Source organism: Ruegeria sp. BHSB064, assembly GCF_059613205.1.
Window position 1 is genome coordinate 1 of the sequence record NZ_JBXWSB010000114.1, and the last position, 14132, is coordinate 14132.

At 56.6% G+C, this 14132-nt stretch carries 14 protein-coding genes and 1 pseudogene; 11 read left to right on the forward strand and 4 right to left on the reverse strand.

Annotated features, from left to right (window positions below):
- The 8 genes and pseudogenes from AC2FNU_RS20065 to AC2FNU_RS20100 all read left to right on the forward strand — a co-directional run.
- A pseudogene (locus AC2FNU_RS20065) lies at positions 1 to 244 on the forward strand (hypothetical protein); the annotation flags it as partial.
- A 196-nt stretch (positions 245 to 440) separates the two neighbouring features.
- Positions 441 to 1469 (forward strand): alcohol dehydrogenase catalytic domain-containing protein, encoded by a 1029-nt coding sequence (locus AC2FNU_RS20070; RefSeq protein ID WP_496791816.1) that lies wholly within the window; start codon positions 441 to 443, stop codon positions 1467 to 1469.
- 73 nt (positions 1470 to 1542) lie between these two features.
- Positions 1543 to 2418 carry a branched-chain amino acid ABC transporter permease gene (locus AC2FNU_RS20075; RefSeq protein WP_496791817.1) on the forward strand — a complete coding sequence of 292 codons (876 nt, stop codon included), beginning with the start codon at positions 1543 to 1545 and terminating at the stop codon, positions 2416 to 2418.
- 3 nt (positions 2419 to 2421) lie between these two features.
- Positions 2422 to 3519, forward strand: coding sequence for a branched-chain amino acid ABC transporter permease (locus AC2FNU_RS20080; RefSeq protein ID WP_496791818.1), 1098 nt, complete (start codon positions 2422 to 2424; stop codon positions 3517 to 3519).
- Positions 3516 to 4280 (forward strand): ABC transporter ATP-binding protein, encoded by a 765-nt coding sequence (locus AC2FNU_RS20085; RefSeq protein ID WP_496791819.1) that lies wholly within the window; start codon positions 3516 to 3518, stop codon positions 4278 to 4280. Before AC2FNU_RS20080 ends, AC2FNU_RS20085 begins: the two co-directional genes overlap by 4 nt.
- The gene (locus AC2FNU_RS20090; RefSeq protein WP_496791820.1) at positions 4277 to 5050 is read left to right on the forward strand and encodes an ABC transporter ATP-binding protein; all 774 of its coding nucleotides are present in this window, start codon (positions 4277 to 4279) and stop codon (positions 5048 to 5050) included. Before AC2FNU_RS20085 ends, AC2FNU_RS20090 begins: the two co-directional genes overlap by 4 nt.
- A gap of 5 nt (positions 5051 to 5055) precedes the next feature.
- The gene (locus AC2FNU_RS20095; protein WP_496791821.1) at positions 5056 to 6942 is read left to right on the forward strand and encodes an AMP-dependent synthetase/ligase; all 1887 of its coding nucleotides are present in this window, start codon (positions 5056 to 5058) and stop codon (positions 6940 to 6942) included.
- A 25-nt stretch (positions 6943 to 6967) separates the two neighbouring features.
- Entirely contained in the window at positions 6968 to 8128 is a 1161-nt protein-coding gene (locus AC2FNU_RS20100) for an ABC transporter substrate-binding protein (RefSeq protein WP_496791822.1), read from the forward strand.
- Between the two features lie 67 nt (positions 8129 to 8195).
- On the opposite strand, the gene rpsI is transcribed toward AC2FNU_RS20100, so the two are convergent.
- The 3 genes from rpsI to AC2FNU_RS20115 form a co-directional block, all read right to left on the reverse strand.
- Positions 8196 to 8681, reverse strand: a complete 486-nt coding sequence (gene rpsI, locus AC2FNU_RS20105) for a 30S ribosomal protein S9 (RefSeq protein ID WP_171090107.1) — start codon at positions 8679 to 8681, stop codon at positions 8196 to 8198.
- Between the two features lie 6 nt (positions 8682 to 8687).
- The gene (gene rplM, locus AC2FNU_RS20110) at positions 8688 to 9146 is read right to left on the reverse strand and encodes a 50S ribosomal protein L13 (RefSeq protein WP_496791823.1); all 459 of its coding nucleotides are present in this window, start codon (positions 9144 to 9146) and stop codon (positions 8688 to 8690) included.
- Positions 9147 to 9308: 162 nt separating this feature from the next.
- On the reverse strand, positions 9309 to 10712 hold the full coding sequence (locus AC2FNU_RS20115; protein WP_496791824.1) for an aminotransferase-like domain-containing protein: 1404 nt from the start codon (positions 10710 to 10712) through the stop codon (positions 9309 to 9311).
- A 99-nt stretch (positions 10713 to 10811) separates the two neighbouring features.
- Here AC2FNU_RS20115 and AC2FNU_RS20120 point away from each other — a divergent pair, with 99 nt between their 5' ends.
- Positions 10812 to 11039: a DUF1127 domain-containing protein gene (locus AC2FNU_RS20120; RefSeq protein WP_496791825.1), complete on the forward strand. Its 228-nt coding sequence runs from the start codon at positions 10812 to 10814 to the stop codon at positions 11037 to 11039.
- 61 nt (positions 11040 to 11100) lie between these two features.
- Here the strand turns inward: AC2FNU_RS20120 and AC2FNU_RS20125 are convergent, their stop codons facing one another.
- Complete coding sequence (locus tag AC2FNU_RS20125) at positions 11101 to 11544, reverse strand: PaaI family thioesterase (protein ID WP_496791826.1); 444 nt, start codon at positions 11542 to 11544, stop codon at positions 11101 to 11103.
- A gap of 58 nt (positions 11545 to 11602) precedes the next feature.
- Here AC2FNU_RS20125 and AC2FNU_RS20130 point away from each other — a divergent pair, with 58 nt between their 5' ends.
- Positions 11603 to 12388, forward strand: coding sequence for an enoyl-CoA hydratase (locus tag AC2FNU_RS20130; RefSeq protein ID WP_496791827.1), 786 nt, complete (start codon positions 11603 to 11605; stop codon positions 12386 to 12388).
- A gap of 256 nt (positions 12389 to 12644) precedes the next feature.
- Positions 12645 to 13985 carry a methylenetetrahydrofolate--tRNA-(uracil(54)-C(5))-methyltransferase (FADH(2)-oxidizing) TrmFO gene (trmFO, locus tag AC2FNU_RS20135; RefSeq protein ID WP_496791828.1) on the forward strand — a complete coding sequence of 447 codons (1341 nt, stop codon included), beginning with the start codon at positions 12645 to 12647 and terminating at the stop codon, positions 13983 to 13985.
- Positions 13986 to 14132 lie beyond the last annotated feature (147 nt).

The following is a 14132-nucleotide window of genomic DNA, read 5'->3' on the forward strand; positions in this document are numbered from 1 at the left end:
AGCGGGCGATCAGGTCGCTGCTTTGGCTGGTCAGGGGCAAGAGCTGCTGAACTCCTGGATCCAGGAAGGCAAGCTGAACCCTGCCAATTTCGACTATGACGGCATCATGACGTCTCTGGAAGAAAGCACATTGGCTGCGGACCTGAAGGAACAAGCGATCCAGATCGTGAACGACATCAAAGAATCGCCGGAAACGATCGCTCAGAAAATCCAGGAACTGACCAACCTTTTGACCCAACAATAAAATACTTGGGGCTGCCCTTATGGGTAAGCCCCGCCCCTTGGGTGCATTCTGGGTGCCCCCACGTTATTTCGGCATTGAATTGACGCCTTAAGCGGCTTTTGATTGGCTCATTCTGACTCCCTGCCCGCGCCATGTCTTCCTGAGCATTTTGTTTCGATACGGCGCGTGTCACTCCAGTTTAATCAAGGATGACCAAATGACAGATTTGCCGCAAACCATGTTTGCCACCATTTTGAAGCATGACGGATATTCCGGCACATCCAGTGGGCCGGTGATTGCGGATGCAGCCGAATGGCTTGAACCCGCAGAAGTGCCTGTACCACAACCCGGTCCGGGTCAGGTTCTGATCAAACTGCGCACCGCATCGGTCAACCCATCCGACCTGCATTTCATTAAGGGTGAGTATGGCCAACCTCGTGTAAAAGGATCCCCCGCCGGTTTCGAAGGGTGCGGTGATGTTGTAGCCACCGGCAAAGGTGCCGAAGCCCTGAAAGGTCAGCGCGTTGCATTTGTCGCCGCCGGGTCCGGGGCGTGGGCAGAGTATGTCGTCACGCAGATGCAGATGTGCATTCCTTTGCGCCCAGATATCTCGGACGACGACGGCGCCGCGCAAATCGTCAATCCACTGACCGCGATGGCGATGGTGGACATGGCCAAGGCAGATGGCGACGCGTTTGTGGTTTCTGCCGCGACCAGTCAGCTTGGTAAGCTCGTGTGTAGTCTTGGCAGGGATCTCGGGTTGAAACCCATTGCGCTCGTGCGGCGCTCTGAGACCGTTGAGACGTTGAAGAGCCTCGGCGCTGCCGAAGTCTTGGTGACGACAGATTCAGATGTTGTTGAGCAATTCGCCGGATTGAGCGCGTCCATGAAGCCACGCGTATTTCTTGACGCCGTGACTGACCAGCTTTCAGAACAGCTGTTCTGCGCCATGCCGAACCGGGCGCGCTGGATCACCTATGGCAGGCTGTCAACCGAAGAACCGACCCTGACCCAGACCGGCCAATTGATCTTTATGGGCAAGCGGATCGAAGGCTTCTGGCTGACACAATGGATGATGTCGACGCCACCGGCAGATCAGATGCGGGTGGTGGCCGAGGTTCAGGCACGTTTTGCAGACGGGCGCTGGAAAACGGATGTTTCTGAACACCTTACACTCAGAGATTTGGTGCCAAATTTAGCCAATGCGCTGAAAAAGAGTGACGGAAAGGTGATAATCACGCCATAGTAGAAGAACCGCACGCACCCTGAGGACCTGTGTGTGGCTAACGGCATCGGTTGGTCGTTGGAGGGAGGACAGTTTGGATAACGCACAGCTGCTGATCAGCGGACTGGCAAACGGCTGCGTCTATGGCCTGATCGCACTTGGCTTTGTTCTGATCTACAAGGCAACTGAGGCTGTGAACTTCGCGCAAGGCGATTTCATGATGCTGGGGGCCTTTGTAACCATCGGCCTGACGAATACCGAGTATATCGGCCTGCCCTTCTGGATGGCCCTGCCAATATCGCTGGGGATTATGGGTGCCTTAGGCTATCTGCTGGATCGGCTGATTATTCGGCGGCTGTTCGGCGAAAGCCAAACCGCCGTGGTGATACTGACCATCGCTTTGGGGTTCGTGATCCGCTTTGTTGCGGGGCTGATCTGGGGGCATGAACCGCAAACGCTGCAAAACCCGCTTGCAGGGAAAGAGGTCCGATTTGGTGGTCTGGTACTGGGAATGGAGGATGTGGCGGTGATTGTCGTCACGATCCTTCTGACCGGGGCGCTTTATATCTTCTTCAGCCGCACCAAACTCGGTCTTGCGATGCAGGGCGCATCGCAAAATCAGTTGGCGGCTTACTACATGGGCATTCCAGTAAAACGCGTTCAGGGCTTTATCTGGGCTCTGGCCGGAGTCGTTGCCGGAATCGCCGGTATCCTTTTTGCCGCCAAGGGCGCGGTGGACCCGACCACCGGATTGCTGGGCATCAAGGCCTTTGCAGCAGCGGTCATTGGCGGCTTTGGCAGTCTACCGGGCGCATTGGCCGGAGGGCTGATCGTCGGCGTGATTGAACCCTTTGCCAGCCGGTATATTGCCGCGGGTTACAGCCAGGTTGCCCCCTATGCTTTACTGCTGGCCGTGCTGATTTTCCGGCCCAACGGGCTTTTCAGTCAGGTTCGGGTCAAAAAGGTCTGACTCATGCGGATTGTGTTCAAAACCAACTACATGCAGGACATCCGGCCTTGGAAAGACCGGTATCAGCTGAGTCTTTATCTTATCCTTCTGGCCGTCGTTGCAGCGGCCCCCTGGTGGTTGGACGCATTCTATCTGGGCGAACTGACAAACGTTCTGATCTGGGCCATTGCCGGTCTGGGGCTGATGATCCTGACCGGACATACCGGACAAGTCAGTCTGGGACACGCAGCCTTTCTGGCTTTTGGCTGCTATGCCAATGTTGCCCTGATCGAAGCAGGGGTTCCTTTTCTGATCTCCTTCCCGCTGGCCGGGATATTGACCGGCATCGCGGGCGTGACAGTCGCCATCCCTGCCCTGCGGCTGCATGGGATTTACCTGGCCATCTTCACCATGGCCCTTTCCATTCTGATGGACGACATAATCGTTCTGTCCGAACCCATCACCGGAGGTGTCGCTGGCAAGTATATCGGCGGGGTCGAGATCTTTGGCCATTTGGTAGATCGCTGGGGTACGCCTGATCTGTTCTTCTGGCTGGTTCTGACCGTCGCTGTCCTTGTGACGTTGGGATACATCAACCTGCTTCGCGCGCCTTTGGGGCGCAGCTTTATCGCTGTACGCGACTCCGAGGTTTCGGCACAGGCGATGGGCATCGACATCGCGCGCACCAAGATGATCTCATTCGCCTTGTCCTGTGCTGTGACGGGCTGGGCCGGAGCGCTGATGGGGCTGTTTGCCGGAGCCTTCAACAATGAAACGTTCAGTGTTCTGATCTCGATCCAATTGCTGATGATGATCGTGATCGGTGGTCTGGGTTCGATCCACGGAGCATTTCTGGGCGCGATCGTGATCGGATTCCTGCCTCAATTCCTGTCAATCTCAAAGGAATATGTCGGCGCCCTGTTCGGCGGCAACACAGTCGCTATTCCGGGGCTGGAATTCGGCATCTTCGGCATGATCCTGATCGTCTTCATACTGTTCGAACCCATGGGGCTTTTTGGCCGCTGGCTGAAGATCCGCACCTGGTTCGAGCTGTTTCCCTTCTACCGCAAGGACATGTTCAAACGGCAAAAATCTTATCTGAAGACGGAGCGTCTGAGATGAGCCTGCTGGAATTTGAAAATGTGACTCTGAAGTTCGGCGGTCTCACTGCGGTTGATAACCTGTCGTTCGAAGTGCTGGAGGCCGAGGTTTTTGCAATCGTCGGCCCAAACGGTGCTGGCAAATCGACCGTATTCAACCTGATCTCGCGGTTCTACGAGCCCTATGCCGGGTCGATCCGGTTCGATGGACATGATCTGCTGCGTGTCAAACCCTCGGGTGTCGCAGCCTTCGGCGTGGCGCGGACGTTCCAGAACATCGAACTGTTCGAACATGCAACCGTTTTGCAAAACCTTCTGGTTGGGCGGCATCGGCATCGACAAACAAATCTGCTGTCCGAGCTTTTGTTCCTTCCGTCTGCCCGACGTCAGGAAATCGAGAACCGCGAGAAGGTCGAAGAGATCATCGATTTTCTCGATCTTCAGGCCTATCGCGACAAGATGATCGCGGGGCTGCCCTATGGCGTGCGAAAGGTGGTTGAGGTCGCGCGCGCTTTGGCAACTGATCCCAAACTGCTGTTGCTGGACGAACCCGCCTCGGGCCTGTCGGTCGAAGAAACCAGTGACATGCGGTGGTGGATCGATGACATCCGGCGTCAGATGGGCATCACCGTGCTGATGGTGGAACATGACATGGGCCTGGTCTCAGGCGTGTCAGACCGGGTTTTGGCGATGGCAGACGGCGCGGAACTGGCACTGGGCTCTCCGGCCCAAGTGCAGGCCCACCCGGCCGTTATCGAAGCATACCTGGGGAAAGCTTCATGACCGAGCCGATCCTGAAAATACGCAACGTCGAAAGTTTTTACGGCCCCATCATGGCCATTCGCGGCGTGTCGTTGGATGTGCACGAGGGGCAGATCGTGTCGATCCTCGGGGCCAATGGCGCGGGAAAGACGACGCTGATGAAGACCGTTTCGGGCGTGATGGATCCGGAAAAGGGACAAATCACCTTTGATGGCGATGACATTCAGGGGGCCGAGCCGCACAAGGTCGTGCGACGCGGGATCGTGCATATCCCCGAAGGGCGCGAGGTCTTTCCACTGCTGACTGTTGATGAGAACCTCAGCCTTGGTGCCTATTCCCGCAAGGACAAAGACCGGATCGAACAGGATCGTGAGCTGGTCTTCAGTTACTTCCCGGTTCTCAAAGACCGCCGCGGGCAAGAGGCTGGCACACTGTCAGGCGGTCAGCAGCAAATGTTGGCCATCGGGCGTGGGCTGATGGCCCGTCCCCGCATCATGTTGCTGGACGAACCCTCGCTGGGCCTGTCGCCGATGCTGGTGCAAGAGATTTTCGAGATCCTCAGACGCCTCAATCAGGAACAGCAGATGACCATGATGCTGGTCGAACAGAACGCTCATGCGGCACTGGATCTGGCCCATCATGGCTATGTGATGGAGGTTGGTCGCATCGTCATGGACGGAAGAGCCGAGGCTCTGTTGAAGTCCGAGGACATCCAGAACTTCTATCTTGGTGTGCGCGAAGACGGTGCGCGGGAAAACCGGCGCTGGAAACGAAAAAAGACGTGGAGGTAACAAGGATGGACGCCACCCCCCTGCCCCCACAGACCACAATCAACGGCGTGCGCTTCAACGCAACGACGGGTCAAAGGCCGCTGCGGGTGGATGGATGCATAACCATCAGCGAATTGTTTCAACACCGCTGCGCAGAACTGAGCGAGCGCACCGCGCATCGGGAAAAGGATCTGGGCATCTGGAAATCCTATTCCTGGGCCGATTACTGGCAACACGCCAAATGGATCGGGTTGGCGTTACGCAAACTGGGGCTGGAACGGGGCGATGTGGTTTCAATCCTGTCCGAGGACCGCAAAGAATGGGCGTGGTTCGACATGGGTATTCAGGGCGTCGGGGGCATAGCCTCGGGCGTTTACACCACCGACTCGGCCAGTCAGTTGCGATACCTGATCAATGACAGTGGCAGCAAATTCCTTATTGTCGAAGACGAAGAGCATCTGGACAAGTTCCTGGAAATCGAGGCCGACATTCCGGATCTGATCAAGGTGATCATTCTGGAAGACGAAGGTCTGCACGACCTCAAGCACCCGCGCTGCATGATGATCGACGACCTCTATGCGCTTGGCCGAGAGGCAGAGGCAGCCGATCCCGGGCGGTTTGAGGCCGAAATCGCGCTGGCGAAGCCGCAGGATACGGCCCTGCTTGTCTATACCTCGGGCACCACGGGACAGCCCAAGGGCGCAATGCTGAGCCACGAGAATATCCTTGCTGCGATTGAATCCGGCGCGCGGGCCTTGCCGGTTCTGGCCAGTGATGAGCAGCTTTGCTTCCTGCCGCTCTGCCACATTCTGGAACGGGACGTGTCCGTCTATTTCCCACTGGCTGCCCGATGCACCGTGAATTTCGCAGAAAGCCCGGAAACCGTCTTTGCGAACTTGCAAGAGGTCTCACCCTCGACCTTCACGGCTGTGCCGCGCGTTTGGGAAAAGATCTACGCGCAAGTTCAGATCCTCACACAGGAAGCCACGCCATTGGGGCGCGCAGCCTTTGGGATGGCACTAAAAGCTGGCGCGCGTCGCGCCGAGTATGTGACCAAAGGAAAGCCTGTTCCCGCAGGTATCGCGGCTCAATTCTGGATTTGGGACCAACTGGTTCTGAAGAACCTGCGCCGTATGCTGGGCATGGATAAACTGCGTCGGGGCGGCACGGGTGCTGCGCCGATTTCGACGGACCTGCTGAATTGGTACTGGGCCATCGGCGTGCCTTTGGTCGAAGGCTTTGGGATGACCGAAACTGCTGGGCTGGCCACGCTCAACACCGTTGAAAGCAACCGGGTCGGCACCATCGGCCAAGTCGTCGAAGGCTGTGACATTCGCATCTCAAAAGATGGTGAAATCCAGCTTAAGGGCATGAACATCTTTCAGGGATATTGGCGCAACAACGCAAAGACGGCTGAGACATTTACTGCCGACGGCTGGCTGTGCACCGGGGATATGGGACATATCGACAAGGATGGCTATGTCACCATCACAGGCCGCCTGAAAGACATCATCATCACAGCCGGCGGTAAGAACATCACCCCGGCCGAAATCGAAAGCCGATTGAAGTTCAGTCACTATATTTCTGACGCAATCCTGATCGGCGACCGGCGGAAATACCTGACAGCTCTGATCATGATCGATCAGGACAATGTCGAAAAATTTGCCCAAGACCGTAAAATCCCGTTTTCAAATTTCGCTTCACTGTGTGCCGCGCCCGAGATCCGAGACCTGATCGGTGCCGAAGTTGCAGCCGTAAACGCCGAGTTTGCGCGGGTCGAGCAGATCAAGGATTTTCGACTGATCGACGTGCTTTTGACAGCCGAAGACGATGAACTCACCGCCACGATGAAGCTGAAACGGGGTTTGGTGGAAAAGAAACACGGACATCTGATTGAAGACATGTACAGTTAGACAAGGGAATTTCGGGAGGAGAGAAATGAGAAAGTCATTCAAACTATTGGCTGTCGCCACGGCCTTGACCGCCTCGGCAACCATGGGTTTGGCGCAAACCCAGGGCGTCACCGATGATGAAATCGTCATCGGGTCGGTCAACGATCTGAGCGGTATCTTCGCTGCTGTCGGCGTTCCGGCCACCAAAGGAGCAAACGTCGTGTTTGACCGGGTCAATGCAGCCGGTGGCGTGCACGGGCGACAAATTCGCTATGTCGTCGAAGACAATGGCTATCAGATGCCGCGTGCCATGCAGGGCTACAACAAACTGCTGAACCGGGACAAGGTGTTCGCGATGCTGCAATCGCTGGGCACGCCGATGAACATGGCTGGGTTCAAGCTGCTGGACCCAAAGGGTATTCCCAACGTTGCGCCCCTGACAGCGGCGCGGCAGATGTTGCAAGAGCCGATGCGCAACAAGTTCACCTCATTCTCGACGTACTATGACCAAGCCCGTATTGGCGTGAAATACCTTGCCGGAGAATTTGGGTCGCAAACCGTTTGCAGCATGTATCTCCCCACCGATTTCGGCGAGGAAATTCTTGAGGGCAGCAAGGCCGGGGCCGAAGAGGCCGGGATCACATTTGGATCCGAGACGACGCACAAACCAGATGAAACCGATTTTGTGGGTTCGCTCAGCAAACTCAAGGAAGAAGGCTGCGACATTGTCACGATGGCGCTGGGCGTTCGTCAGGCCATAACCGTGGTGGGTACTGCCAAGAAGATGGGCCTGACGGAAATGAAATTCCTGGGCACTTCGGCCAGCTTCCTGACGGTAGTCGCGCAGGTTCCCGGCGGCGTGACCGATGGCTTCTATGCCGCCGCATCGTGGAAAGATCTGTGGGCGCGCGCCGATGAGCCCGCCCCAGCGGCGTTCATTGAAGAGTACAGGACCGCAACAGGCGAAGATCCGGTTGGGTTTGCGATGCTGGGCTATTCCGCTGCCGAAATGATGGTCAAAGCGCTTGAGGCCGCGGGCCCGGATCTGACCCATGACAGTTTCATCGCAGCCATGGAGTCGCTGGATTATCAGGACGATCTGGTCGGCAACCACATCACCTATGGGCCGGATGATCACCAAGGCGCAGATACCGTGTTCGTCAATGTTGTTGAAAACGGAGCGTGGAAGCTCGTCTACGAGGAATAAGACATCGTAAATGCAACGAAAAAGGGCTCGCAGATGCGAGCCCTTTCTTTTTGGATTGTCCCGGCGATTAACGCTTCGAGAACTGGAACGAACGGCGGGCTTTGCGCTTACCGAATTTCTTACGTTCCACAACGCGGCTGTCGCGGGTCAGGAAGCCTGCGGCTTTCAGTGCGCCACGCAGGTTGGGATCATAGAGTTGCAGCGCTTTCGAGATGCCGTGCTTGACCGCACCGGCCTGACCGGTCAGGCCACCGCCTTTGACGGTTGCGACAACGTCGAATTCGCCTTCTACACCAGCAACCTGGAACGGCTGGCGCAGGATCAGTTGCAGAACCGGACGCGCAAAATACTTGTCCTGATCTTTGCCGTTCACGGTGACCTTGCCGGAACCCGGCTTGATCCAAACGCGGGCAACAGCGTCTTTACGCTTACCGGTGGCGTAGGAGCGGCCCAGCTCGTCACGTACGGGTTCACGCACGATGACTTCTTCGGCCACGGTTTCAACGCCTGCGACGGCGCTCAGCTCTTCGAGAGTATTGATCTGATCAGCCATCGGTCATTAGCTCCGGGTGTTTTTCTTGTTCATAGACTTGACGTCCAGAACTTCGGGGGCCTGGGCTTCGTGCGGGTGCTCGGCACCGGCATAAACACGCAGGTTGGTCATTTGCTGACGCGACAGACGGTTGCCCGGCAGCATGCGCTTGACCGCCTGGGTCACGACGCGCTCGGAGTGTGCACCCTCAAGGATCTGCTGCTTGGTGCGCGACTTGATGCCGCCCGGGTGGCCAGTGTGCCAGTAGAAGTTTTCTTCGCGCTTCTTGCCGGTCATCTGGATTTTGTCAGCGTTTATCACGATGACGTTGTCGCCCATGTCCATGTTCGGGGTGAACGACGCTTTGTGCTTGCCACGCAGGCGCATGGCGACGATCGAGGCAAGACGGCCCAGAACAACACCCTCGGCGTCGATCAGGATCCATTTCTTGTCGATGTCTGCAGGTGTTGCAGAAAAGGTTTTCATGGCAGGATAGTCCTGTTTGATGTGAAAGACCGCCCCAAGACAGAGCGGCCCGAATTCGATGGAGGGGTTCTATGGGGAGCTTGCGTGTACGTCAAGCACAGTAAATCAGTTTTTATCGTTGCTGAACAATGTCTTATAAAATAGGTATTATTTTACCCCAATCTAAACGCTGATTTGCTCGGGTGGATTATCCAGTAACGCACGCAGCCGAAGCATTGCATCCTCGAACCGTTGCAACGACACATGCCCGTTCATCGCAATGCGTACAGCGTTCGGCGCGCGCCCGTCGCGCAGGGCAAACTCGTCCGCTGAACGCAGTTGTATTCCTTCCCGCTCAGCCGCCCGACTGAAGGCTGCGGCCCGCCAGCCAGATGGCAGGTTTAGCCAGACAAACGGTACGTCTGGTGCCCACGTCAGGTCAAAACCACCCAGCGCATTCACCGTGACGCGCACATACTCTCCCATTCGGGAACGCACATCCTTGGCGATCTGACGCGTGCGGGGATCGGACAAAAGCAACCGGGTGAGTTCCGCCAGGGGCTGCGCCAACCCAAAATACCCGTACTCCGCAGAGCGCCTCAAATCCACATTTCGCTCTTTGGGTGCAATAGCAAACCCGACGCGCAGCGATGGTGTCAGCACTTTTGAGATCGATGACACATGCCAGCCTCGTTCCGGGGCCAAAGCACGATAGCTGGGCTCTTTGGCCTCACCCATGCGGTAACAATCGTCTTCAACAATCTGAACGTCGAATTTTCGCGCGACTTCAACCACCTCCTTGCGCCGCTCGAGCGGTGTGTGCAATGCGGTCGGGTTTTGCACCTCAGGTGAAACGCAAATCGCCTGCGCGGGTGTCTGCCGCAGAACATGTTCCATCGCAGTGGGGTCGATGCCCCACTTGTCCATCCGAATGCCGACCACTTCGGCCCGCATAAGCTCACCGGCGCGGCGAAAGCCCGCGTAGGACAGGTCTTCGACCAGAACGACCGGTTTGGGACCCTGAAGGATACTTTGAAAAACAAGACACAATCCGTTCTGCCCACCATGGGTCAGGACAATGTCATCATCCGTCAGTGGACCCAGCGGAAGATCTGACAACCAGTCAACAACGGCCTGTCGCATGGGTTTGTACGCATCTCGGGTTGGATAGTTCATAAACAAAGCCGGATCCGACTGCGCCACCTTCTTCAAACACTCCCGTATCAGCGACACCTGGCCCATATCTGCAAGACGCGGGCTGAACAGGCTGACATGATTGGTGTTCTGCGCTTCTGCCAAATGCAGCTGGCGCGACCAGACATCATCCAGAATCGGCGATTTGGGAGGGGCCACAAATGTACCACGTCCGACCTCAGCTTGTAGCAAGCCTTCATCTGTCAAAATCGTATAGGCCCGTGCGACCGTACCTGGCGTGATTTGCAAACGATACGCCAGCTCACGCACCGGAGGCAGCTTAGCTCCGATGTCTAATGCTTTGCTCTCAATAGCTTTTCGTATTGCATCGGCAACCAGAGTATACTTTGGCCCCTTGGCTTTCGGCAACGCATCTGGCCAAATTGTATCCATTACAATTCTTCCTTTGCTTTTGACACAATACTGAATGTATCAATTCCTTGTACCGAACATTATTGCTTTGTGTCAATACAATTTGAAAGGAACTCTGAGATGACACGCACAATGCACAACCCCGCCCTAATGCTGCTGAACGCCAGCCCCCGGCTGCCGCTGATCGCCGCGCTGGCCGTGCGGTTTGCGGCTGCGGTCACTCAATGGGAACGCCGCCGTCGCAGTCGCGTCAATCTGGGAAAACTGGATGACAGGCTGCTGAAAGATGTTGGTCTCACCCGCGTGCAGGCCGACCGCGAAATTAAACGCTATTTCTGGCAGATCTGAATCATCCCCAGTCCCAATTTTTGGGACCTCTTCCTGGGCCGGGGCCAGTCCCCGGCCTTTTTTAGCCGAACCGCGCCGCGGCCGAGCCTGCAGGTGGAATGGAATACGTCATACTGGCCCGCGCAACTGGTTCGTCCACACCTTCGGAAAAGATCAACACATCACCGACCGCCAATGTTCGACCCAATTTGAGCAATCGGCACGTTGCGATCAGATCGGCGCCACCAGCAGGTTTGCGAAGAAAATCCAATGAACTGTTGGTCGTCACCGCCAAAGATTGCCGCCCCACTCGCGCCAAAATCAATGCATAGACACTGACATCGGCCAAACCGAACATGGCCGGGCCTGAAACCGTACCTCCGGGGCGCAGGTGCCGATCCTGCACCACAAGGCGCATGGTAATGTTTTCCTCGGCCAGTTCTTCGACAACGAAATCCTTATGCACCTGGGGAAACACCTCTTTTAGGTATTGCGACAGTTCATCCCGGTTCATTGCCAAAGCCATACTTTCCCTCCTGCTCTTCCCGACCTAGAGTTGGCCCAACTTGGGATCGGAGGGCAAGATGGCAATTCTGGAACGTAACGACACTGGTGCGGTGGCACGGCTGAAAATGAACGCGCCCGAGCGGCTGAACGCGCTGAGCGAAGAGATGCTGGCCGCGCTTCAGGATGAACTTGATGCTTTGCGCGATGACAGATCGATCCGTGCGGTGATCCTGTCAGGCGCTGGAAAGGCTTTCTGTGCCGGGCACGATTTGAAGGAAATGACAGCCGGACGTCAGTCCGAAGACGGGGGCAAAGCTTATTTCCAGGATTTGTTTGCGCGCTGTGCCCGGATGATGATGTCGATCCAATCGCTTCCTCAACCCGTTATCGCTCAGGTCCATGGAATCGCCACCGCCGCCGGGTGCCAGCTGGTTGCGACCTGCGACATGGCTGTCGCAGCCGAGGGTACGCGTTTTGGCGTGAACGGGGTCAATATCGGACTGTTCTGCTCGACTCCGATGGTGGCGCTCAGCCGTAACATTCCCAGAAAGCAAGCTTTTGAGATGCTGACGACGGGTGCGTTCATTTCAGCCGAAAGAGCGGCAGAGCTTGGTCTGATCAACCGCGTCGTCCCGGAATCGCAGCTTGAACATGAGGCCAATGCATTGGCCGAGCTTGTGGCCTCTAAACTTGGCGCTGCTGTAAAAATCGGAAAAGAAGCGTTTTATCAACAGCTTCTGATGCCCCTGGATCAGGCCTACACCTATACCGGAGAGGTAATGGCGCAGAATATGTTGCACCGGGACACAGAAGAAGGCATTTCCGCCTTTATCGAAAAGCGCCCCCCAAATTGGACCCAATGAGGCAATTATTTTGCACATTTTTTGCCACTGTTTTGATTTTAGCACTTTTCAAAACGGCGACTCTGTGGCAAAGCTGGGTCGAGGCTGAGGCCTCAGGACACTTTTGGGTCGCCGTGGGCGGAAGGTCCCTCCAGCTGGTCTCTCTCACCAGCGCTGACATTCCCGCAGCGGCGACCCCAAGACCCCTCCTTTAAATTTGGCAATTTTGGCACCGCCCGAGTTGCGCCCGATTGTGGTCTGCCCTATGTGGCAGCGCATGACACAAGTTTTGCATATTGTAGGCGGCGGGATGGCCGGGTCCGAGGCCGCATGGCAAGTGGCAGAAATGGGCGTCGATGTGGTGATACACGAGATGCGCCCCACAGTTGGCACCTTTGCGCATCAGACCGGAAATCTGGCTGAAATGGTGTGTTCGAATTCGTTCCGGTCAGATGATGACGAACAGAACGCTGTGGGCCTGCTGCATTGGGAAATGCGGGCTGCCAATGGGTTGATCATGACAACCGCCGACGCCCATCGCCTGCCCGCCGGAGGGGCGCTGGCGGTGGATCGTGACCCTTTTGCTGAAAGCGTCACCGCAAAACTCCGCGCCCATCCGCGCGTTTCGGTCACGGATGAAGAAGTGACCACCCTGCCCGATGACGGCCAATGGATCTTTGCAACCGGCCCGCTGACATCGCCAGCGCTGGGTGAAGCGATCCGTACGGAAACAGGTGCCGATGCGTTGGCGTTCTTTGATGCCATTGCGCCCATCGTCTATGCCGACAGCATCGACATGTCGAAAGCGTGGATGCAGTCGCGCTATGACAAAGGCGAGACCGAGGAAGAGCGCACAGCCTATCTGAACTGCCCGATGGATCGGGATCAGTATGAGGCGTTTATCGATGCACTTCTGGCTGCTGACAAAACAGAGTTCCATGAAGGCGAAACCGCCGGTTATTTTGACGGCTGCCTGCCCATCGAGGTCATGGCAGAACGCGGGCGCGAAACCTTGCGCCATGGTCCAATGAAACCGGTTGGCCTGACCAACCCACACGCACCGGACGCGAAACCTCATGCCGTAGTGCAGTTGCGCCGCGACAATGCATTGGGCACGTTGTTCAACATCGTCGGTTTCCAGACCAAGATGAAATACGGCGCCCAGACCGACGTCTTCCGAATGATCCCCGGCTTGGAAAACGCCAGTTTCGCCCGCTTGGGCGGCATTCACCGCAACACGTTCATCAACTCTCCCACATTGCTCGATGCGCAGATGCGGTTGAAATCCAAGCCCAACATCCGGTTTGCCGGACAGATCACCGGAGTCGAAGGCTATGTTGAAAGCGCCGCGATGGGGCTGCTGGCCGGGCGTCTGGCCGCGGCTGAAATCTTGGGGCGTGACTTGCCAGACGTCCCGCAAGACAGCGCTATGGGCGCTTTGATCCACCACATAACCGGTGGGGCCGAAGCTAAGACCTTTCAGCCGATGAATGTGAATTTTGGTCTGTTCCGCCCCGTGGATGGTCTGAAAGGTGGACGGCGGGGCCGCAAGGACCGGTACAAAGCCTATACCGACCGCGCCAAGGCTGAATGGCAATCCTGGTTGGAGCACTGCTGACTGGACGCACAATGCTGTCTCGGCCTAGCATGCTTATATGACCGACAAGTTCCTAGACAGCACCTACAGCCTCGACACCCCACAAGAGACAGAATCGCACTACAAGAACTGGGCCGCGACCTACGATAAAGAGGTCGAAGATCACGG